Annotated in this window: 20 protein-coding genes and 1 rRNA gene; 7 read left to right on the forward strand and 14 right to left on the reverse strand. The window is 55.5% G+C overall.

Translation table 11 applies throughout. The annotated features are described in order from the left end of the window. Window positions 1–7 precede the first annotated feature (7 nt). Window positions 8–123, forward strand: a 5S ribosomal RNA gene (gene rrf / locus HZZ01_RS00005). A 277-nt stretch (window positions 124–400) separates the two neighbouring features. Further along, complete coding sequence (locus tag HZZ01_RS00010) at window positions 401–1,687, forward strand: MFS family transporter (protein ID WP_179894975.1); 1,287 nt, start codon at window positions 401–403, stop codon at window positions 1,685–1,687. Between the two features lie 167 nt (window positions 1,688–1,854). On the opposite strand, the gene pssA is transcribed toward HZZ01_RS00010, so the two are convergent. The 4 genes from pssA to trxC form a co-directional block, all read right to left on the reverse strand. After that, on the reverse strand, window positions 1,855–3,210 hold the full coding sequence (pssA, locus tag HZZ01_RS00015; protein ID WP_179894976.1) for a CDP-diacylglycerol--serine O-phosphatidyltransferase: 1,356 nt from the start codon (window positions 3,208–3,210) through the stop codon (window positions 1,855–1,857). 117 nt (window positions 3,211–3,327) lie between these two features. After that, a complete protein-coding gene (locus tag HZZ01_RS00020) occupies window positions 3,328–5,985 on the reverse strand; it encodes a bifunctional acetate--CoA ligase family protein/GNAT family N-acetyltransferase (RefSeq protein WP_179894977.1) in 2,658 nt (885 codons plus the stop codon). Between the two features lie 139 nt (window positions 5,986–6,124). After that, window positions 6,125–6,802, reverse strand: coding sequence for a tRNA-uridine aminocarboxypropyltransferase (locus HZZ01_RS00025; RefSeq protein ID WP_179894978.1), 678 nt, complete (start codon window positions 6,800–6,802; stop codon window positions 6,125–6,127). 81 nt (window positions 6,803–6,883) lie between these two features. After that, window positions 6,884–7,303, reverse strand: coding sequence for a thioredoxin TrxC (gene trxC / locus HZZ01_RS00030; protein ID WP_008926766.1), 420 nt, complete (start codon window positions 7,301–7,303; stop codon window positions 6,884–6,886). 159 nt (window positions 7,304–7,462) lie between these two features. Between trxC and HZZ01_RS00035 the strand changes: the two genes are divergently transcribed. Next, complete coding sequence (locus HZZ01_RS00035; RefSeq protein WP_179894979.1) at window positions 7,463–8,647, forward strand: tRNA/rRNA methyltransferase; 1,185 nt, start codon at window positions 7,463–7,465, stop codon at window positions 8,645–8,647. Between the two features lie 90 nt (window positions 8,648–8,737). On the opposite strand, the gene emrB is transcribed toward HZZ01_RS00035, so the two are convergent. The 9 genes from emrB to HZZ01_RS00080 all read right to left on the reverse strand — a co-directional run bounded on the left by emrB (window position 8,738) and on the right by HZZ01_RS00080 (window position 18,234). Continuing rightward, complete coding sequence (emrB, locus tag HZZ01_RS00040; protein WP_179894980.1) at window positions 8,738–10,273, reverse strand: multidrug efflux MFS transporter permease subunit EmrB; 1,536 nt, start codon at window positions 10,271–10,273, stop codon at window positions 8,738–8,740. Window positions 10,274–10,289: 16 nt separating this feature from the next. Continuing rightward, window positions 10,290–11,462 (reverse strand): multidrug efflux MFS transporter periplasmic adaptor subunit EmrA, encoded by a 1,173-nt coding sequence (gene emrA / locus HZZ01_RS00045; protein ID WP_179894981.1) that lies wholly within the window; start codon window positions 11,460–11,462, stop codon window positions 10,290–10,292. Window positions 11,463–11,611: 149 nt separating this feature from the next. After that, on the reverse strand, window positions 11,612–12,142 hold the full coding sequence (gene mprA / locus HZZ01_RS00050; protein WP_061063194.1) for a transcriptional repressor MprA: 531 nt from the start codon (window positions 12,140–12,142) through the stop codon (window positions 11,612–11,614). A gap of 302 nt (window positions 12,143–12,444) precedes the next feature. Next, window positions 12,445–13,632: an MFS transporter gene (locus tag HZZ01_RS00055; protein WP_179894982.1), complete on the reverse strand. Its 1,188-nt coding sequence runs from the start codon at window positions 13,630–13,632 to the stop codon at window positions 12,445–12,447. 248 nt (window positions 13,633–13,880) lie between these two features. Continuing rightward, window positions 13,881–14,840: a class 1b ribonucleoside-diphosphate reductase subunit beta gene (gene nrdF / locus HZZ01_RS00060; RefSeq protein ID WP_179896992.1), complete on the reverse strand. Its 960-nt coding sequence runs from the start codon at window positions 14,838–14,840 to the stop codon at window positions 13,881–13,883. A gap of 8 nt (window positions 14,841–14,848) precedes the next feature. Continuing rightward, window positions 14,849–16,987, reverse strand: coding sequence for a class 1b ribonucleoside-diphosphate reductase subunit alpha (nrdE, locus tag HZZ01_RS00065; protein ID WP_179894983.1), 2,139 nt, complete (start codon window positions 16,985–16,987; stop codon window positions 14,849–14,851). Further along, window positions 16,957–17,370 (reverse strand): class Ib ribonucleoside-diphosphate reductase assembly flavoprotein NrdI, encoded by a 414-nt coding sequence (nrdI, locus tag HZZ01_RS00070; protein WP_179894984.1) that lies wholly within the window; start codon window positions 17,368–17,370, stop codon window positions 16,957–16,959. The genes nrdE and nrdI overlap by 31 nt, the downstream gene beginning before the upstream one ends. A 4-nt stretch (window positions 17,371–17,374) precedes the next feature. After that, window positions 17,375–17,617, reverse strand: a complete 243-nt coding sequence (locus HZZ01_RS00075; RefSeq protein WP_179894985.1) for a redoxin NrdH — start codon at window positions 17,615–17,617, stop codon at window positions 17,375–17,377. Between the two features lie 299 nt (window positions 17,618–17,916). Further along, on the reverse strand, window positions 17,917–18,234 hold the full coding sequence (locus HZZ01_RS00080) for a DUF883 family protein (RefSeq protein ID WP_136197493.1): 318 nt from the start codon (window positions 18,232–18,234) through the stop codon (window positions 17,917–17,919). 153 nt (window positions 18,235–18,387) lie between these two features. Here HZZ01_RS00080 and HZZ01_RS00085 point away from each other — a divergent pair, with 153 nt between their 5' ends. The 4 genes from HZZ01_RS00085 to HZZ01_RS00100 all read left to right on the forward strand — a co-directional run bounded on the left by HZZ01_RS00085 (window position 18,388) and on the right by HZZ01_RS00100 (window position 21,699). After that, window positions 18,388–18,723, forward strand: a complete 336-nt coding sequence (locus tag HZZ01_RS00085; RefSeq protein ID WP_003850360.1) for a DUF2002 family protein — start codon at window positions 18,388–18,390, stop codon at window positions 18,721–18,723. Window positions 18,724–18,859: 136 nt separating this feature from the next. Further along, window positions 18,860–20,269, forward strand: coding sequence for an S-methylmethionine permease (mmuP, locus tag HZZ01_RS00090; RefSeq protein ID WP_179894986.1), 1,410 nt, complete (start codon window positions 18,860–18,862; stop codon window positions 20,267–20,269). Then, a complete protein-coding gene (gene mmuM / locus HZZ01_RS00095) occupies window positions 20,259–21,194 on the forward strand; it encodes a homocysteine S-methyltransferase (protein ID WP_179896994.1) in 936 nt (311 codons plus the stop codon). Before mmuP ends, mmuM begins: the two co-directional genes overlap by 11 nt. 85 nt (window positions 21,195–21,279) lie before the next feature. Further along, complete coding sequence (locus HZZ01_RS00100; RefSeq protein ID WP_003850357.1) at window positions 21,280–21,699, forward strand: hypothetical protein; 420 nt, start codon at window positions 21,280–21,282, stop codon at window positions 21,697–21,699. Here HZZ01_RS00100 and speG read toward each other — a convergent pair whose 3' ends face one another. Then, complete coding sequence (gene speG / locus HZZ01_RS00105; RefSeq protein ID WP_003850356.1) at window positions 21,700–22,245, reverse strand: spermidine N1-acetyltransferase; 546 nt, start codon at window positions 22,243–22,245, stop codon at window positions 21,700–21,702. Between the last annotated feature and the right edge of the window lie 7 nt (window positions 22,246–22,252).

The raw sequence follows: 22,252 nt of genomic DNA on the forward strand, positions 1-22,252 counted from the left end.
GAATTTGCCTGGCGGCTTTAGCGCGGTGGTCCCACCTGACCCCATGCCGAACTCAGAAGTGAAACGCCGTAGCGCCGATGGTAGTGTGGGGTCTCCCCATGCGAGAGTAGGGAACTGCCAGGCATTATATAAGTGAAGAAGCCCCGCACGGAAGTGCGGGGCTTTTTTACGTCTGAAATCTGTCAGTTTAAGCTGGAATAGGGATCTTTAAGCCCGTTTCAGGTAGCCCCTGTTACCTCATGTTTTCTCTGATAATCACCAGCAACCCGCTGATTTATCGATAATTAGCGACATGGTTCACAATAATCATTCCGGAATACCCCACCTTTACCTCTGGTAGACTTAAATGCTTTACTCACTCTTTTAAACGCTCTTTATCGGCAAGGGGCAGAGGTAAGGCATGACACCCAATAATAAAACTCAAACAGATGATACAAAGAAACGCATCTGGGCTATCGTCGGCGCGTCCTCGGGCAACCTGGTTGAGTGGTTTGACTTCTACGTCTATTCATTTTTCTCGCTCTACTTTGCACACATTTTCTTCCCGCAGGGCGACACCACCACGCAGTTGTTACAGACGGCAGGTGTATTTGCGGCAGGATTTCTGATGCGTCCGATTGGCGGCTGGCTGTTCGGCTATATCGGCGACAAACATGGCCGAAAAAATTCGATGCTGGTTTCGGTCTGTATGATGTGCTTTGGTTCGCTGGTGATCGCCTGCCTGCCCGGTTATGCAACCATCGGTGTGGCGGCTCCCATTATTCTGCTGCTGGCACGTATGTTTCAGGGATTATCGGTGGGCGGGGAATATGGGACCAGCGCAACCTATATGAGCGAAGTAGCTCTGGAAGGACGTAAAGGGTTCTACGCCTCATTCCAGTATGTCACACTGATTGGTGGCCAGTTAGCGGCGGTACTGACTGTGGTGGTCCTGCAATTTCTGCTCACTGATGCAGAGCTGCGCAGCTGGGGCTGGCGCATTCCGTTCTTCCTCGGCGCACTGCTCGCGGTTGTCGCGTTATGGCTGCGACGCTCTCTGGAAGAAACGTCAGATAAGGCCAGCCGTGAACACCGCGACGCAGGAAGCGTAATCGGGTTACTGCGCAATCACACTCGTCCCTTCCTGATGGTGCTGGGTTTCACCGCGGGCGGCTCCCTGAGTTTTTACACTTTCACCACCTACATGCAAAAGTATCTGGTTAACACGTCGGGTATGGATCCTAAAACAGCCAGCGGGCTGATGACCGGTGTGCTGCTGGTCTTTATGCTGATTCAGCCAATTATCGGAGCCCTGTCAGATAAAATCGGTCGTCGCACTTCGATGATGATCTTTGGCGCAGGCGCAGCGATCTGTACGGTACCGATTCTGACTCTGCTGCAAAACGTGCAAAGCCCTGGCGTCGCTTTCCTGTTGATTATGCTGGCACTGCTGATTACCAGTTTCTACACCGCTATCAGCGGCATTCTTAAAGCCGAAATGTTTCCACCACAGGTGCGCGCACTGGGTGTAGGGCTCTCGTATGCGGTAGCGAATGCGCTGTTCGGTGGGTCGGCAGAGTATGTGGCGTTGCTGATGAAGCAGCAGGGGATTGAGACCTCCTTCTTCTGGTATGTCTCAGCAATGGGCGCGGTGGCATTTCTGGTGTCGCTGTTGCTGCATAAGCGAGGGAAGGGTATTAAGCTTTAACAGGGCGACTGACTCCGATTCAACAGGGCAATGCCGCTGGCAGTACCGGCGGCACCCCACGCGACATCTTTCCAGCGCCAGCCGCTGCCCTTTGGGCACATCCACAACACAGCAGCAGAGCAGGCAACACAATTCGTATAAGGGACACCCTCATAGAGCGGCAGTGATTAAAGAATACGGCTGATAAGGCGATCGATACGTATCCGGCGCAGACGGCGAATCAGTTTCCGCACTTTAGCCGGATAATCGGCAATACTCTCAAGCTCACGGAAGTGCGTCACTATCGTCGTGTTCTGGCGGATCAACATCAGCTCCTTTTCACGCTGAGCGGCTAACTCCTGATGAGGATCGTGGATCAGCACCGCATTTTCCAGATCGAGCCGCCATGCTCGGGGATTGAGGTTATTACCGGTAATCAGCTGCCACTCGTCATCAACCCACATTCCTTTTAGGTGATAACTGTTTTCACCATCTTTCCACAGTCTCACGACCAGCTGATCGGTCGTAACGTAGTAGTGCAGACGACTCATGAAACGACGCAGATTGATTTCATACAGGTAAGGCAGCGCGCCGATGATTTTGAACGGCTGATCGGGCGCAATATAGAAATCATTAGCTGTTTTATCACCAACGATGATCTCAACCTGTTTCCCCTGACGCAGCAGATGAATGATATTACGCACCAGTAGAGCGGGCATGTTGAAATAGGGGGTACAGATAATCAGCTTCTGTTCCGCACAGGGCATCAGGTGGAAAATGGTTTTATTGAGCAGACTATGCTTACCCAGACCAACCAGCGGCGTAACCGTCAGTTCATCGTTGCCCGCATTGCCTTCAAACTGATAATTAAAACCTCGCAGATCCTGACGAAACTGGCGCGTCTCATTTTTAATTTCAGGGCTTGAAGGGCGCTCAGCAAAATCGAGCCGGTTGACCGCTTCCGCTGGCTTCAGATTGAGTGTGATCCAGTCATACATCGTATCGGTCAGTTGGGGATTACGGATAACCTGGTAGCGGTCATAACGATACTTATCATGCTGATGCAGGTAGACATCATTGATGCTGGCTCCGCTATAGAGCAGCATATCATCAATGATAAACCCTTTGAGATGCAGTACCCCCAGCGCTTCACGGGTATTAACCGGGATACCATAAACCGGGATGGCGATATCCGGATAGCGGGTTGCCATTTCGCAGTACCAGTCGGCATTGGTTACACCTCGTGCTGCGCCAATTCGGCCACGCTGCGCACGGTGCCAGTCAACCAGAATCGAAATATCCAGCTCCGGCCGCACCTGCTTCGCACTATAAAGCGCATCCATAACGGCACGTCCGGCGTCATCATTTTCCAGATAGAGCGCAACAATACAGATGCGTGTCTGCGCGGCCGCAATCTTCTCCAGCAACGTCTGGCGAAATTCGGCAGGCGAATAAAGTGTCGACACATCCGCAACGGATTGTGACAGTTTCGGCAGCTGTGCGAGGTGTTGTTGGTGTTTGTTACGTTTAAATTTAGACAACATCACAGTGCACTTCTTCTCTGTTCATTGCATGGCCTTTTGCCATCAAATCAGGGTTATAACCACAAATAATAACATCAACTCCGTCGATTCGAACGTTTTTTACCTTTCTCTACAAGGTTAGTTGATATCATTCTGTAAAGACAATTTCAGGCTGACAATACCGTCATCCAGTTGAATATCAACATTAAAATTCAGTTTCCGGGCCAGCGTAATCATGCCGCGATTATGGGGCATCGTGATACCGTTCAATTGTTGCAAGCCGTGATGTCGGGTGTAACGAATCATCTTTTCAAGCAGACGACGACCCATGCCTAGCCCTTTCAGGTCGGAACGAACCAGTACTGAAAACTCCGCATCAATGTTATCCGCATCAGAAATAGCGCGGGTGACGCCGATGATCTCTGGGCGTCCCTGCTGCTGACGTACTGCCACAATCGCCATCTCACGGTCATAATCGATCTGGGTCATATTGGCGAGATCATCATGCGTAAACTCATTGATTTCACTGAAGTAGCGGTAGTAAAGATCCTCTTTAGTCACCTGACCGATGAAATCGCGCAGCAAGGGTTCATCTTCAGGCAGGATGGGCCGGAACAGGCAAAACTGCCCATCTTTTAATTCCACTTCTTCTTCCAGATGCTGCGGGTAGGGACGTATTGCCAGTCGTGCTTCGTTATCGCCATGGAACGGAGCCAGCGTCAGAGTCACATCCAGCAGAGTAAAATCATTGCCCGCCGCCAGCAACGGATGAATATCCAGTTGCTGGATTTCCGGGCAATCCACTACCAGGTTTGATACCTGCACCAGCAACTGACTCAGACCGGGGATATCAAGCGGATTCAGGGCGCTGCGGCTGCGGATTTTACCGCTCTTGATCGCCTGGATTACCAGATAGCGCGCCAGCGTCATGTTCAGCGGAGGCAGGGCAACGGCAGCCTGCTTATCGGCCTGCCATTCAAGGCCACCTTCGCCCAGCATAATGATCGGGCCAAAAAGGGCATCCTGTTCGACCACGACCCGCAGTTCCTGCGCGCCCGCACGGCTGGCCATGCTCTGAACCAGCAGCCCTTCGATACGTGCCTGCGGTAGTGTCTGTCTGACTCGATCAAAAATGGCCTCTGCGGCATGCTCCACTTCGCTGGCATTGCGCAGGTAGAGCATCACACCCTGTACCTCCGACTTATGGACGATATCGGGCGAACGCAATTTCAGCGCAACCGGATAGCCAATCTGATCGGCAATTGCCACAGCCGCCGCGCTGTCGCTGGCGATCCAGGTCGGCAGCGTCGCCAGCCCGTAAGCTTGCAGCACCGGCTGCACTTCGTGCGTATCCAGCGCGGTAATACCGCGCGCCAGCGCCTGTGACAGCAACTGGTGCGCATGGGCGCTGTCCTGATTCAGCGTGACGGGCAGGGCAGGGGTTTCACGCAGCTGCTTCTGGTTACGCCGGTACTCAACCTGATGCATAAAGGCGGTGACGGTACCTTCGGGTGTGCGCCAGGTCGGTATACCCGCCTGCGTAAAGGCACGACGCGCAGCCTGGGAAGAGAACTCGCCACTCCAGTTGGTCAGCAACGTCACCAGCTTACCGCGCGGGTGACGGGCAATGGTGTCGATCAGATGCGAGGCCGTTTCAGTCGCAGGCGCAACCGCGCTTGGCGCATGAATAATCATTAATGCATCAAGCTCATGGCTGTTGAGCAGGATCTCCACACAGGCAGCATAGCGCCCGGCGGTGGCATCATCTTTTAAATCCAACGGATTCCCACGCCCCGCACCTGCGGGCAACAACGCCTCCAGCTGCTGATACGTCTCATCGCTGAGTTGCGCCAGTTTCCCGTTGCGGGCATAGAGCTCATCCAGCGCCAGCGCGGCGGGTGCGGCACCATTGCTGATGATCATCAGCCTCTCGCCCCGCAGCGGCCGCATATGACTCAGTGACTCCACGGCGGAGAACAGCTCATGGGTATCCTGTACCCGCAGTAACCCCGCACGCTGAATGGCCGCATCCCAGGCCGCGTCCAGACCACTGTGGGTGCCAAGCAGCGCCTGCGCTTCACGGCTGCGGCCACTCTTGATGACCAGTATCGGTTTATTACGTGAGGCGCTGCGTGAGGCGGAAACAAAACGACGTGCGTCACTGAGGTGTTCAAGATAGAGCAGGATGGCGCTGGTTTTCCCGTCGCGAGCCAGGAAGTCGAGCAGGTCATCAACATCGGTATCCAGGCTGTCACCCAGCGCGATAAACCAGGAGAAACCGAGGTTACGCTGCTGCGCCCAGTCGAGAATGGTATTAGACACGGCGGCGGACTGAGAGATAAACGCAATGCGGCCTTTCTCTATCGGCACCGGCGAGAAGCTGGCATTCAATCCCTGCCAGGGTGCCAGCAGCCCCAGACTGTTCGGTCCCAGCAGACGTATCTGCCACCGGCTGGCGCAGGCTTTGAGTTCGGCTGACTGGCTGGCGGGTGCGGAGAGGATAATGCAGGCCTTGCAGCCTTTTTCGCCGAGCTGTTGCAGCAACTCAAGGTTACGTTTCGAGTGGGTGCAGATCACCGCAAGGTCTGGTGCAAAAGGTAAGCTGCCGATGGTGGGCCAGGCCAGTACACCGCTGACCGCTTTATATTTTGGTGTCACCGGCAATACTGGCCCGCTAAAACCGCCCGCCAGCAGGTTACGCATCATAAAGTATCCGGCACGCCCTGGCGTTACCGAGGCACCAATTACCGCAATTGATTTAGGTCGTAACAGCGCTTCCAGTCCGCGTTGGCTCATCTCGCCCTCCAGAGATCGGGATTTGCGTGATTGTAAACGCTTTTTGCGGTCAGTGCTTCCGGGCAGATCGCAGGCTGAACATCCGCAACCCGGGATCGGTCAGAGCAGGCTTTCGCCTGCCAGAAGAAGAGGGTTGAGGCTAAGCCTGTCCGGCGTGATGCGGTTTCCCAGCCAGGTAGGCCGCACGGAACTGATCAAAATGGTGAGATAGCGCTTCTGCTGCCCGCCGATCGCCCGCCTGTGCCAGCAGCGCCGCAGCGACTTCAGCGGTGCAGTGCTGACCTTCGCCGTGCGCTTCGCGCAGCGTATAGCGCGAAGGCGTGGTGACATCCAGCGACATCACCGGCAGGGCATCGAGCCAGGGGCTTTTGCGGAACATTTTGCGTGCTTCAGTCCAGGTGCCATCCAGCATAATAAACAGCGGCGGTTTGCCGCTGGTGGGTGGCGTTGTCAGCACCTCGCGACCGGGATCGGCATAGGCGGCCGGAAAGACGACCAGTGGCTGAAAATCGGGATTGCGCACGGCCGCCAGCAGCAGCGGATCCGGCTCGGTGCGTGACCAGCCAAAAGCCTGGGTATCCGGCAGAATATCGGCAATCAGACGCCCGGTATTGCTCGGCTTCATCGGTTCGGTATCAAACATTACCAGGCAGAAGCGGCTATGTGCAGTCTGCGGCACGATCTGACTGCAGAGACAGTTGGCCTCTGGGAGCAGACAGCCCTGGCAGCGAATGACCCGATTTCCGCGTGCGAGGAAAGGACGAGTGGCACGGGCCAGGCGTTGGGTGCGCAAGCGCAAAACAGCATTATCAGACATGAGTATTCAGGGCAGGAAAAACGTCAGTGTAATCGAAGCGCAGGTGAAAAGGAAAAGGCCAGACTGGCTGGCCTCTGAAGATTACAGTGATTCATCCAGCCATTCGTTAAACGGCGCTTTGGGCATGGCACCGTTCAGCATGTCGACCCGTTCGCCGTTCTTAAACAGCATGATGGTCGGAATACTGCGAATGTTGAAACGGGCGCTCAGGGCCGGTTCCGCTTCGGTGTTTACTTTAATAAAGCGAACTTTCCCGCTGCGCTCACTGGCGACATCTTTGAACACCGGCGCAAAATTGACGCAGGGACCGCACCAGGGTGCCCAGAAATCGATCACCACCGGCAGATCGTCCTGCAGATATTTGTCAAAGTTAGCGCTGGTGGCATTCACCACTTCGCCATCAAACAACGCATTTCCGCAGCGGCCACATTTCGCCGCGTCGGCAAGGCGTTCTTCAGGAACGCGATTGGTTGCCTGACAGGAAGCGCATACCGTATTCATAGGAACCTCTGGGGTTGAAAAGTGTCAGTCTGGTAATAGTTGTCCATTATGAAAGGGGGCGGATTTTTGCTCAATCTGGATTGATCTATAGGTTCAATAGTTGATAGCTAAGCGCCAGCACATCAGGTAATCTGCGCGCTCTAAATGCAGGAGGAAGACATGAACGACGAATTTAAAGGCAAGAGCGGCAAGGTTAAGGTGATGTACGTGCGTGGCGAGGACGATAAAAGCGCGCGTGCGCCGAATCCTCGTACAGGCAAAGGTGGTCACTCTGCTGCCCGCCCGGATGATAATCGTCGTTCGTCTGGCCCCCGAACTGAACGCAGTCAGGAAGGCGGTCGCTCTGCTGGCCGTCGCAGCGACGACACCGGTCGCAGCAGTTCACCACGCCGTGACGAAGGCGGACGTGGCGCACCACGCCGTTCAGACGATGGCGCAGGTCGCCGCAACGATCGTGGCGATGATAGCCGGGGTGCCTATGGCAGCAGCGATTCCCCGTGGCGCACTGTGTCACGTGCGCCATCAGCCGATCGTGCAGCATCGCCTGAGAGTGATAAGCCCGATCATGGCGGCATCAGCGGCAAGAGCTTTGTCGATCCTGAGCAGATTCGTCGTCAGCGCAACGAAGAAACCCGCGTCTATGGTGAGAACGCCTGTCAGGCACTGTTCCAGAGCCGTCCGGAAGCGATTGTTCGCGCCTGGTTCATTCAGGAAGTGACTCCGCGTTTCCGTGAATCGCTGCGCTGGCTGGCGGCTAATCGCAAAGCCTATCATGTGGTAGAAGATGCAGAGATCACCAAAGCGTCAGGCACTGAGCATCACGGCGGCGTCTGTTTCCTGATTAAAAAGCGCATGGGTATGGCGGTTTCAGAATGGCTGAGCCAGGCACCGGCCAAAGATTGCGTACTGGCACTGGAAGATGTCAGCAACCCGCACAACCTTGGCGCGATTATGCGCAGCTGCGCGCACTTTGGCGTAAAAGGTTTGCTGGTAAACGATGCTTCACTACTGGAGTCCGGCGCAGCCGTGCGCACTGCAGAAGGCGGTGCTGAGCATGTGCAGGCTATCAGCGGTGCAACCTTCAGCGAAGGTCTGGAAGCGTTCCGTAAAGCGGGTTACACCATCGTGACCACCTCCAGCCATCAGGGCACGCCGCTGGCGCAGGCTCAGCTGCCGGAGAAAATGGTGCTGGTGTTAGGTCAGGAGCGTGAAGGTCTTTCTGACACTGCGTTCAAACAGGGTGACATGAGCCTGTCGATTGGCGGCACTGGTAACGTAGAAAGTCTCAACGTCTCAGTCGCAACTGGCGTACTGCTCGCCGAATGGTGGCGTCAGAACGCATAAAAAAACGGGCCGAAAGGCCCGTTTTTTTTGGCAGGTACGGGTCAGTGTTAAGCTAATCCGTTGCTGCCGGGTTTATCCAACTGCGTGATATCAGTGCGCGCCACCCCCACCACCGCCTGGGCTAAACGGCGGACGGGCAAACCAGATCAGCACCAGCAGGATAAGGAACACGCCTGCCGACGCCCAGAAGATTTCATTCGCTGAAATAATCAGTCCCTGATTGGTAATCTGCTGTGCGATATAGGCTGACGCCTGCTGCTGCGTCATCCCCAGGTTCTCCAGCTGGCTATACATCTGCTGCGAATTGACGTTGTACGGGGTAATCGACTCCGTCAGGTAGCTATGATGCATCGACTCGCGGTTAGTCCACATCGTGGTAGTAATCGACGTTCCCACCGAACCGGCAAAAGTACGCATAAAGTTCGACAGGCTGGATGCGGCGGCCATACGCTCTGGCGGCAGTCCCGACAGTGTAATGGTGGTCAGCGGCATAAAGAAGCAGGCCACGGCAAAGCCCTGGATAAACTGCGGCCACGCTGAGGCACCAAAATCCATCCCCGGTTCAAAGGTATACGCACGCCAGTAGAAGCAGACGGCATACATAATAAAGCTGAAGGTGACCAGCCGTCGCATGTCTAACTTATGGGCAAAGCGACCGATGATGGGCGACAGAATCACCGGCAAAATCCCCACTGGCGCAGACGCCAGACCGGCCCAGGTTGCGGTATAACCGTAAACCTCCTGTAGCAGTTGCGGCAACAGGACTATCGAGCCGAAGTAGAGCATGTAAGCCAGACTGATCGACAGACAGCCAATGGTGAAGTTTCGCGACTTAAACAGCGACAGGTCGATGATCGGATGATCGTCGGTCAGCTCCCACACCAGCAGCACGGATAGCGCAATCACGGCCACCACCCCAAGCACGATAATCTCGGACGAGTTGAACCAGTCGAGCTCCTTGCCGCGATCCAGCATCACCTGCAGACAGCCGATCCCCACCACCAGCAGCACCAGCCCGACCATATCGATCGGCCGGATTTCGGTTTTGGTTTCACGCCCACGCAGGGTTTGCAGCGTCAGTATCACCACGGCCACACCAATGGGCACGTTGATAAAGAAGATCCAGCCCCAGTGATAGTTATCGCTGATCCAGCCACCCAGTATCGGGCCGCAGATTGGTGCGACAATCACCGTCATCGCCCACAGTGACAGCGCAACACTGCGCTTAGCGGGCGGATAGTTGTTGAGCAGGAGGCTTTGCGACAGCGGGATCAAAGGACCCGCGACGATCCCCTGAATGACGCGGAAGAAGATCAACATCTCCAGGCTATCTGACATGCCGCACGCCCAGGAGGCGACAGCAAACAGAATGGTCGACCAGGTGAACAGCTTTACTTCACCGATGCGTTTTGCCAGCCAGCCGGTCAGGGGAATTGAGATCGCGTTGGCGACGCCAAACGAGGTAATTACCCAGGTGCCCTGCGAGTTCGACGCGCCCAGGTTACCGGCAATCGTGGGGATAGCCACGTTGGCGATGGTCGAGTCCAGAACCTGCATGAACGTCGCCAGCGACAGCGCAATGGTCATCAGGACCAGCGGCATTCCTTCAAGCGGTTTTTGTGCCATTACAGACTCCGCGTCATCATCCGGCGTTGGCGCGGACGATATCGGTGATCAGCTGATTGACCGGCGCAAGATCAATCGCCAGGGCGTTGCTGCTGTAAGCGGCCTGCTGACGGGCGCTGGTGGCCAGCGCGCTGCCCTCGTTGCTGGTGGTATCGATTTTTACCAGCGTGGAGAGACCAATACGCAACGGATGTCTGGCGATATCTTCCTGATTCAGTTCAATACGAACGGGCAGGCGCTGAACCACTTTGATCCAGTTACCGGTGGCATTCTGTGCTGGCAGCAGCGAGAAGGCGCTGCCGGTGCCCATATCCAGTCCTGCCACTTTGCCATGATAAACGATGTCGTCACCGTAGATGTCGGCAACCACGGTGACAGGCTGACCAATGCGCACGCCAGCCAGCTGAGTCTCTTTGAAGTTGGCATCGACCCACAAGTTGGTGGCAGGGACGACCGCCAGCAGCGGGGTGCTGGTGGAAATTTGCGAACCGACCTGCACGCTGCGACGGGAAATAAAACCATCCATCGGGCTGCGGATTTCAGTGCGCTGCAGCGCCAGCCAGGCGTCACGCAGCTCAGCCGCGCTCTGTTGAACGGCAGGCTGATTTTCCAGCGAGGTGTTGAGGATCATTGCCTGATTGGCATTGTATTGCTGAATCGCTACGTCCAGCTGCGCTTTGGCGGTGGCCACCGCGTCGCGGGCGTGCTGCAACTCTTCACGACCAATCAGGTTAGCTGCACCCAGCGGCTCACGACGTTTCAGGTCGGCTTCTGCCTGCGCCAGTGCGGTCTGCTGCAGCGTAATGCTGGCCTGATACTGTTTGCCATTGATCATCAGTTGATGCGTCTGACGCACGCTGGTGGCCAGAGCCGTTTGCGCTTTTTCAAACGCCTGTTCCGCATCGGTCTTATCGAGTGAAACCAGCACATCGCCTTTTTTGACGAAATCGGTATCTTCAAACCAGACTTTATTCACGCTACCGGAAACCTGTGCCATCACCTGTACCTGATTACCCGCAACGTAGGCGTCATCCGTTTCCTGAAAATGGCGCAGGACCAGGAACCAGTAAACACCCCAGGCAATACCAATCAGCACAAAGATCAGCGCCAGCACAATGAGCACACTTTTGCGCTTCTTCTTTTTGCTGGCTGATGGTTGCGGGCTTTGTGCTTCTGCCGTTGCACTCATGACTTTCTCCACATTTTCCATTTAGTCGGGCGGCAGAAATCCATTTCCGCCAGCGCCCGAGTCGAAAAAGCCAGCGACTGAGCGCTGGCCAGATAAAAAGGAAATTAAAATAACGATTTCGACAGGTGATTGTGTCGCACTTATTGCTATTAGCGGGACAGCGAGGCGATCAGCTGATCTTCATCCATTTTATCAAGACGATTAAGCAGCTTACGGGTGATGCCTTCCAGCTGGGATTTCTCATCGACCGACAGCGACGACCAGAGGTACTGCAGGCTCTGATGCTGAGGTGGCAGCAACTGACGCAGGAACTCCATCCCTTTTTCAGTCAGGTGCAGGTGCAGGCAACGACGGTCGTGATCGCTTTCGCGACGCTCGATCCAGCCGCGCTTCTCCAGCTCATCCGCAATGCGCGTCGCATTAGTGCGTGAGGAGCCAAGAGCAGAACTGAGCTCAGAAGGCTGAATGCTGTGATTTTCCTGCGCATCCAGCGTAATCAACGCCATAAACAGGGTTTCATTAATCCCCTGTGCTTTCAGCATCTTATTACGGTTGTCCAGCAGTTTACCCTGCATATGCATACAGAGACGCGTCAGAATAATTTCCTGTAACGGAAAATCCTTATGGCGATTGGCACGGATGTTTAGCATCTGCTCAATGGGAGTAAACGAACTTTCCATTAAAAAAAACCTCACTAATTGCAACTTGTATAATAACTATGGTGACAGGGTAAGCGTAGTCACTTTTTGGCAGGTGATCGCTCACAGACTCGCACTCTGTACCATCAAAGGTATTCCAGGCCATTCCCTGGCCCTGGGTCAAAAACCCTTACGTCCGGCAGTAGCGCTGAGCCGGGACGTTTTCAAAAGGGGGGCAAATTTAATAATATCGCGAGGAAAAATAACCGAAGTGAATAGCTTTGTTACTAACCATAACAAACCTAACCATTTGTGACCAGACCATTGCACTGTCCGGCCAGAGTTCAGTTGATTTTTTCCGGCTCAAAGCGCGATCCGTTTGCCCAGATCAGCAGATTAATCAGCGTCAGCAGCGCGCCAGCACCACACACGCCATACCAGCCCCACAGATGGTAAGCGGTAGCGGAGAGTAACGAGCCAGCCGCACCGCCCATAAAGTAGCTGGTCATGTAACCGGCATTAAGACGATTACGTGCCTCCGGCATCTGCGCATAGATCACGCTTTGATTCGTGATATGGACGGCCTGCACCGCCAGATCCAGTAGCAGAATGCCGACGATCAGCGGTACCAGCTGCTCAGCACCCCACGCAATAGCGGCCCACGACAGCAGCATGAGCAGCAGGCCCAATCGGGTCGTCAGCTTCGCTTTACCCATGTCAGCCAGCGAACCCGCCTGACGTGCAGCCAGTGCACCTGCGGCACCGACCAGCCCCAGCAAGCCAATCTCGCCTTCTGAGAAGTGATAGGGCGCGCCAGAGAGCAGAAACGCCATTGAGGTCCACAGCAGACTGAAATTGGCAAATGAGAGGCAGCCAGTCAAGGCACGGGTACGGATCACCCGATTGCCTGCATAAAGACGAAAGATAGAGGCCAGCAGTTGCGGATAGCTCATAGGCAGGGACTGTTTCACGCGTGGCAGCGATCGCCACAGCGCCAGTGCCATAACCATCATCAGCAGGCTGGCGGTCCAGTACACCGTGCGCCAGCCGCCAAGCTGCGCCAGACCGCCTGCCACGGTGCGTGCCAGCAGAATCCCCAACAGCAAACCGCTCATGACCGTACCGACGATTTTACCGCGCCGCTCCGGCTCAGCCAGCGTGGCGGCCAGCGGCACCAGGATTTGTGCGGCGACCGAGAACAAACCGGTCATCACCGTGCCCAGCAGTAAAAAAGCAAAGGAGTGCGAAAGGGCGATAATCACCATGCCCGCAGCAGCCAGCAGGATCATCGTCACAATCAGGCTGCGTCGTTCAAAGCGATCACCCAGCGGCACCAGCAACAACAGACCGCAGGCGTAGCCGAGTTGTGCCGTGGTGACAATAAACCCGGCGAGGCTCACAGAGAGATCAAACTGTTGGGCGATGGTATTGAGCAGTGGCTGAACGTAGTAGTTACTGGCTACGCAGAGGCCGGTTGCTACCGACATCAGGACCACTAAAGCAGGCGTCAGACCCTGGCGAGTCGCATTCATAAACAGCATCGGTCGCTAATAATCATTTGAGGTTAATAATAACTCAAAAAACTATTTCACACGTATGTTTATTAACAGGCCATACCAGTTATAACAATAGTTTAAACAACGGTAGAGGAGGTGTGCCCTAAGAGGATTGTGGCAACTAACGGTCAGGGGCTTAACGTCCCACAGACAACGCAGAGGTTTAAAGCGACGGGAGCAGCTTTGGCAGGTCATCCTGACAATCAGAATGACCTGCCCGACCATCAGAAATTCCAGTCTTCGTCTTCGGTTTCGACCGCTTTTCCCATCACATAGGAGGAGCCTGAACCGGAGAAGAAGTCGTGGTTTTCGTCGGCGTTGGGCGACAGCGCCGACAGAATGGCCGGATTCACCGCCGTCAACTCCGCCGGGAACAGCGCCTCGTAGCCCAGATTCATCAGCGCTTTATTGGCGTTGTAGTGCAGGAAGGTTTTCACCTCTTCCACCCAGCCGACATCGGCATAGAGCGCCTCGGTGTAAGCCACTTCGTTCTCATACAGCGCCAGCAGCAGTTCATAGGCAAACTGCTGCAGCTCTTCGCGACGCAGATCGTCAGTGGTCGCCAGCGCCTGCTGGTATTTGTAGCCGATGTAGTAACCGTGCACCGCTTCATCGCGAATAATCAGGCGAATCAGGTCCGCGGTGTTGGTCAGTTTGCCCCGGCTCGACCAGTACATTGGCAGCCAGAAGCCGGAATAGAACAGAAACGACTCCAGGAAGACGCTGGCGATCTTCTTCTTCAGCGGATCGTCGGCGCGGTAATGTTCCAGGATAATGCGGGCCTTGTTCTGCAGCGGCGCATTCTCTTCGCTCCACTGATAGGCGGCATCCACATCCTGCGTGTTACACAGTGTAGAGAAGATCGAACTGTAAGAACGGGCATGCACCGCTTCCATAAAGCTGATATTCGACAGCACCGCCTCTTCGTGCGGAGTAATGGCATCGTCCATCAGCCCCGGCGCGCCGATCACGTTCTGGATGGTATCGAGCAGCGTCAGGCCGGTGAAGACCCGGATAGTCAGCTGCTGCTGCTGTTTATCCAGCGTCTGCCAGCCGGGCAGATCGTTAGAAAGCGGCACCTTCTCCGGCAGCCAGAAGTTGCTGGTGAGACGGTTCCACACCTCAAGATCTTTATCATCCTGAATGCGGTTCCAGTTAATAGCCTGAATTTGTTTAAGTTTCATCATTTTTATCACAGGGAGCAAGAGACGCAGCCCTGAACCTCCGTGCCCTGAAGCGCCATCTGACGCAGTCGAATGTAATAGAGCGTTTTGATGCCTTTTTTCCACGCGTAAATCTGCGCTTTATTGATGTCACGGGTTGTGACGTCATCGCGGAAGAACAGCGTCAGCGACAGGCCCTGATCGACGTGCTGAGTTGCTTCTGCGTAGGTATCAATAATCGCTTCCGGCCCAATCTGATACGCATCCTGATAGAGAGGGAGATTCTCATTGGTCATAAACGGCGCGGGATAGTAGACGCGGCCGGTTTTGCCCTCTTTGCGGATCTCGATAGGGGAGACAATCGGATGAATACTGGAGGTCGCATGGTTAATATAGGAGATCGAACCGGTCGGCGGGATCGCCTGCAGATTCTGATTAAACAGCCCGTGCTGCATCACCGCATCACGCAGCGACCGCCAGTCCGACTGCGTCGGCAGCGTCAGTCCGGCATCGGCAAACAGCGTCGCAACGCGTTCAGTGCGCGGCAGCCATTCCCGCTGCAGATATTTATCGAAGTAGACGCCGCTGGCGTACTGCGAATCCGCAAAGCCGTCGAAGGTCTGCTGATGCTCCTGCGCCAGCTGATTTGAGGTGCGCAGCGCATAGTAAGTAATGCAATAGAAGTAGAGATTGGTGAAATCCAGCGCTTCCGGCGAACCGTAGGCGATGCCTTCACGCGCCAGATAGCCATGCAGATTCATCTGACCCAGACCAATGGCATGCGAACGGCGATTGCCTTCGGCGACGGAAGGCACGGAGCCAATCTCGCTCATCATCGATACCGCCGTCAGCGCGCGCACCGCTACCTCCACGGTGCGGGCCAGATCGCGTGAATCCATGGCGTGCGCAATATTCAGTGAGCCGAGATTACAGGAGATATCTTTGCCGACCCGGCGATAGCTCAGGTCATCATGGAACTCACTGGCGCTGTTCACCTGCAGAATCTCAGAGCAGAGGTTACTCATATTGATGCGACCGGCAATCGGGTTGCTGCGGTTCACGCTGTCCTCATACATGATATAGGGATAGCCCGACTCAAACTGAATCTCGGCCAGCGTCTGGAAGAAGTCGCGTGGCTGAATATACGTTTTACGGATGCGATCATCCGCCAGCATCTCGTCATACTTCTCGCTGATACTGATATCGCCAAAGGCCTGACCGTAAATCCGCTCAACATCATAGGGCGAGAACAGCGCCATGGGTCTGTTCTCTTTTGCCAGCTGAAAAGTGATATCAGGAATAACCACGCCCAGCGACAGCGTTTTGATGCGGATCTTCTCGTCGGCATTTTCGCGTTTGGTATCCAGAAAGCGGAAAATATCGGGATGATGCGCATTAAGCCAGACTGCGCCGGCGCCCTGACGCGCACCAAGCTGATTCGCATAGGAGAAAGCATCTTCCAGCATTTTCATTACGGGGATAACGCCCGACGACTGATTTTCAATACGCTTAATCGGCGCGCCAGACTCCCGGAGGTTCGACAGTAAAAAGGCGACGCCGCCGCCGCGCTTTGACAGCTGCAATGCCGAGTTCACTGCGCGACCAATCGACTCCATATTGTCTTCGATGCGCAGCAGGAAGCAGGAGACCAGCTCACCGCGCTGCTGTTTGCCGCAGTTCAGAAAGGTCGGCGTAGCGGGCTGGAAACGGCCGCTGAGGATCTCCTCCAGCAGCGCTCGCGCCAGCGTTTCATCGCCCTGAGCCAGCGTCAGTGCTACCATGCAGGCGCGCTGTTCGAAGGTTTCCAGATAGCGTTTGCCGTCAAAGGTCTTCAGGGTGTAGCTGGTGTAGTACTTCCAGGCACCCAGAAAGGTTTTGAACTCAAATCCCCGGTTCTCCGCTTCCTCATGCAGCTCAAGCAGAAAATCAAAGTCGTACTGATTCAGTATGTCTGCTTCGTAATAGCTCTCTGCGACCAGATAGCGTAAACGCTCGGCACTGCTGGAGAAGGAGACGGTATTGGGTTGCACATGCTGCAGATAAAACTGACGTGTCGCTTCGCGATCCTTGTCGAACTGGATGCGGCCCTCGGCGTCATAGAGGTTCAGCATGGCATTAAGGGCGTGATAATCGAGTGTCACGCCGTTGAGGGTATCTGTTGTTGCCAAAATTGGGTTACTCCCGCTTTAACTTTCGCAATATCGTCAGGCGTTCCCATCAGCTCGAAGCGGTATAGACAAGGAACCTGACATTTTTTTGCAATGATGCTGCCCGCCAGGCAGTAACCGGCACCGAAGTTACGGTTGCCCGCCGCGATCACGCCACGAATACCGCACCGGTTCGCCTCATCATTAAGAAACTGAATCACCTGACCGGGCACGGCACCGCGACTGCTGCCACCGCCATAACTGGGCACCACCAGAATATAGGGCTGGTCGATATGGAGTTGCTGTCGGGCATCAAGCGGGATGCGCCGGGCGGGCAGGCCGAGGCGCGTCACAAACCGGTGGGTGTTTTCCGACTGGCTGGAAAAATAGACCAGCGGGAACATACGCTTAGCCTCCGACGGCAGAAAGGGAGCGCAGAGTGGCGATCCTGTCCGGGCGGAAGCCGCTCCAGTGATCGTTATCTGCCATTACTACCGGCACCTGGCGGTAACCCAGTGATTTCAGGCTGTCGATCGCGTCCGGCTGGCTGTCGAGATTGATCAACTCATAAGCGAGACCCTGACGGTCCATCGCATTTTTGGTCGCCGTGCACTGGACACAGTTATTTTTAGTGTAAATAATAATGCGCATGATTCGTATTTCCCTCTGCGTGCGGTTCTGATGCCCGGAAACAAAGCAGACGCGGCAGGTTGCGGGCTTCATTGTGGCGAACATCGGGTGTCGTGATGATGAGGTAAATACTAGATGTAGTGGTTTTTCAGGTCAAGCCCACCATATATAGGGCTTTAAGATTTGTATTTGCGCAACACAGGCAAAGCCAGTAGCAATGCGCTCTGCAGCCTGAAAAAAAATTTTGAAAATATTGCGATCAGAAAAAGGGCAAAAAAAAGCCCCGCACGGGGCAGGGCTCAGGGGATTATTTTTGGGGCTTAGCGGCGTGAAGCCAGCAGCACGCCCACGACGATACCGAATGCGGCACCGATACCTACACCGTGCCATGGCTTATCATGGACATAGGTATCAACCTGCGCAGTGGCATCACGCGCAACCTGTGACACACGGTTGCTGCCGCCATTCAGTCTTGAACGGGTCTGTTTCAGCAGCTTTTCTGCCTGACTGCGGGCGGAGTCTACTTCGTCTTTGGCGTCACTGCCGTAAGATTTCAACAGCGCTTCCAGTGAATCGGCCAGTTCGTTAACGTCCTGATTGATATCAATGTCATCGTTTTTTACAGTGCGATTAAACATTTTTTAGCTCCCTTTGAATTAAAAACGTAATACTAGTGTAGACGACCTTTTGATAAACGAGACGCGGGAGTGTTCTTTAGGGAAAATTCCGAATGCCCACTCTGTCATGCTGATGTAAGGTTGCGAAGCTTTTGAAAGAGGAGAGGATCGAGCATGTATTTACGACCGGATGAGGTAGCGCGCGTACTGGAAAAAGCGGGTTTCGAAGTCGATGAAATTACCCCACGGGCCTATGGCTATCGCCGTGGAGAGAACTACGTTTATGTGAATCGTGAAGCGCGCATGGGGCGCATGGCTTTAGTCATTCACCCGACACTGAAAGAGAAGAGCCAGCCGTTCGCTGAACCTGCTTCAGAAATGAAGACCTGCGATCACTACACCCAATTCCCTCTCTACCTGGCGGGTGATTCACAGGAACACTACGGCATCCCGCACGGATTCAGTTCCCGCATGGCGCTGGAACGCTATATTCAAAGCGTTTTCGGCTAACGCATCAGGCCCCGCCGCGACGGGGCACTGAACCGCCTGACCGTCCTCCCTGTTTCCCCTGCCATTGCAATTACTGGCTGTGACGCGTATAAAATTGTCCACTATAGATGTTTAGACGTCCATACGGATAAAAGTGATGAGCGAACAGCCAACTCCCTCGCAGGAACAATTTAAACGCACCATGAAAGTGCGCCATCTGGTGATGTTATCGCTGGGCGGCGTAATCGGCACCGGCCTGTTTTTTAACACTGGCTATATCATTTCAACTACCGGGGCGGCAGGAACGCTGCTTGCCTATCTGATTGGCGCGCTGGTGGTCTGGCTGGTAATGGTCTGTCTGGGTGAACTCTCCGTGGCGATGCCGGAAACCGGCGCGTTTCATGTTTACGCCGCGCGTTATCTCAGCCCGGCAACCGGTTACACCGTGGCCTGGCTCTACTGGCTCACCTGGACAGTGGCCCTGGGTTCCAGCCTGACGGCGGCGGGCTTCTGCATGCAGTACTGGTTCCCGCAGATTCCGGTGTGGATCTGGTGCCTGGTCTTCTGCTGCGCCATCTATCTGCTGAACGTCATCTCAACCCGCTTCTTCGCTGAAGGGGAATTCTGGTTCTCGCTGATTAAGGTGGTCACAATCGTCGCCTTTATCGTGCTGGGCGGCGCAGCGATGTTTGGCTTTATCCCGATGAAAGATGGCACGCCCGCGCCGGGCCTGAGCAATCTGACCGCGCACGGCTGGCTGCCCAATGGCGTACTGCCGATTCTGATGACGATGGTGGCGGTGAATTTCGCCTTTTCCGGCACCGAGCTGATCGGAATTGCGGCCGGTGAAACCCAGCAGCCGGAGAAAGTACTGCCCCTGGCGATCCGCACCACTGTGGCCCGGCTGATCATCTTCTTCATCGGCACGGTATTTGTACTGGCAGCGCTGATTCCCATGGATCAGGCGGGCATCGTGAAAAGCCCATTTGTGCTGGTATTTGAAAAGATTGGCATCCCCTATGCCGCTGACATTATTAATTTTGTAATCCTGACCGCTATCCTGTCAGCAGCCAACTCCGGCCTTTATGCGTCAGGACGTATGCTCTGGTCGCTGGCCAATGAAAATACGCTGCCGCGCGCCTTTGCCCGGGTAAATAAGCGCGGCATACCGCTGCTGGCGATCACCGTCAGCATGGCGGGCGGCTTGCTGGCGCTGGTCTCCAGCGTGGTCGCGCCAGACACAGTGTTTGTGGCGCTGTCGGCTATCTCCGGTTTTGCAGTAGTCGCGGTCTGGCTCAGTATCTGCGCCTCGCATTTCGTTTTCCGTCGCCGACATCTTCAGCAGGGCAAATCGCTGGCCGAGCTGGGCTACCGTGCGCCACTCTATCCGCTGACGCCGATTCTGGGTTTTCTGCTCTGCCTGCTGGCCTGTGTCGGTCTGGCGTTTGATCCGACCCAGCGTATCGCGCTGTGGTGTGGCATCCCGTTTGTGCTGTTCTGCTACGCCGCTTACCATCTGACCCACAAATCATCCCCGAAGCCTGAGGAGGCCAATGATGTCGCATAACCCTGTCGCGCAGGCTTTAACAGAGTCACCATTGCTGATTCTGGATGGCGCGCTGGCCACCGAACTGGAAGCGCGCGGCTGCCATCTGGCCGATGCGCTCTGGTCAGCAAAGGTGCTGATGGAAAATCCTGAGCTGATCTATCAGGTTCATTATGACTATTTTGTCGCTGGCGCACGTTGTGCCATTACCGCCAGCTACCAGGCGACGCCGCAGGGCTTTGCCACGCGTGGTCTCGATGAGGCACAGTCACTGGCGTTGATCGCCCAGAGCGTGGAGCTGGCGCGACGCGCCCGTCACGACTATCTGGCGGTGCGGCCCGACGCGAAAACGCTGCTGGTGGCGGGTTCGGTGGGTCCTTACGGCGCTTTCCTGGCGGATGGTTCGGAATATCGCGGCGACTATGCGTTACCGGAAGCGGAGATGATGGCGTTTCACCGCCCGCGCGTGCAGGCGCTGCTGGCGGCGGGAGCCGATCTGCTGGCCTGCGAAACCCTGCCTTCCTTTGCGGAAGCGCAGGCGCTGGTGAAACTGCTGGCAGAATTCCCTGAAGGCCGCGCCTGGTTTACGTTTACCCTGCGCGACGCTGAACACATCAGCGACGGCACGCCGCTGTCAGAGGTGGTGAGCTGGCTGAATCAGCAGCCGCAGGTGGTAGCGCTGGGAATCAACTGCGTAGCGCTGGAGAGCGTGACGCCTGCGCTGCAGCAGTTGCAGAAGCTGACCGACAAGCCGCTGGTGGCCTATCCCAACTCCGGCGAGCAGTACGATGCTGGCAGCAAAACCTGGCATTCCGCGCCGTCGGGCTGCACGCTGCATGACAAGCTGGATGAGTGGCAGCAGGCGGGCGCGAAGCTCATTGGCGGCTGCTGTCGCACCTCACCCAACGACATCGCGGCTATCGCCCGCGCTTGTCAACCGCAATAAGCTGGCTGAATCGGGCGATGATAGCCCGATTGAGTCTGAGAGGGCGGTCTACACTCTGATCATTGATCACTCTGTGGACCCCTTCATGAAACAGCGAATTCTGGCTCTGGCCGCCGCGCTGCTGCTTAGCGGCTGCGCCACCATTGTCGGCACTGAAACCCAAATGGTGCGTATCGACTCTCTGCCGCAGGGAGCGCGCTTCACCGTGCAGGATGAGCGTGGCTACGCGGTTGCGCAGGGTTTCACGCCGCAGACTGTTGAGCTGGCAAAATCTACCGGCCGCTACTTCGGCAAAAAGCACTATCTGCTGATGCTGGAAAGTCCGGGCTATGTGCCGGTCACAGTGCCAATCGAGGCACGCGCTAACCTCTGGTATCTGCTGGGCAACATTCCGCTGGGTGGATTCCCTGGCTGGCTGCTGGTCGATCCTTTCTATGGCGGCATGTACGACCTCAAGCCGGAACATCCACGTCCCTTCATGAACCCGGTTGGCGCGCGCGGCTGATTACTGCGCGGTTGGCTTCACCATTCCGCCTGGCGTTTTATGGCGTTCCAGATACTGATGCTGGAAAATGCACATGCGGATGGTGTTGCGGTACTCCCCGTTAATGAAAAACTCATGTTTAAGCACGCCTTCAATCTCGAAGCCGAGCTTGGTGTAGATGTGGATCGCTTTTTCGTTCTCCTGATCGACAATCAGGTAGAGCTTATAGAGATTCAGCACCGAAAAGCCGTAATCCATCGCCAGCTTAGCCGCCTGCGTCGCCAGCCCTTTGCCCTGATGCGCCGGATCGATAATGATCTGAAACTCGGCGCGGCGGTGCACATGGTTAATCTCGACCAGTTCCACTAATCCTGCTTTCTGCCCGCTGTGCTCCACCACAAAGCGGCGTTCGGTCTGATCGTGAATGTGCTTGTTGTAGAGATCAGACAGCTCGACAAAGGCCTCATACGGCTCCTCAAACCAGTAACGCATCACGCTGGCGTTGTTATCCAGCTGATGGACAAAGTGCAGATCTTCCCGCTCCAGCGGACGCAGTTTTACCGTCATAGCCTTT

Origin of the sequence: Pantoea sp. WMus005 (assembly GCF_013415305.1) — a bacterium.
GTDB classification, from domain to species: Bacteria; Pseudomonadota; Gammaproteobacteria; order Enterobacterales; family Enterobacteriaceae; genus Pantoea; species Pantoea rara.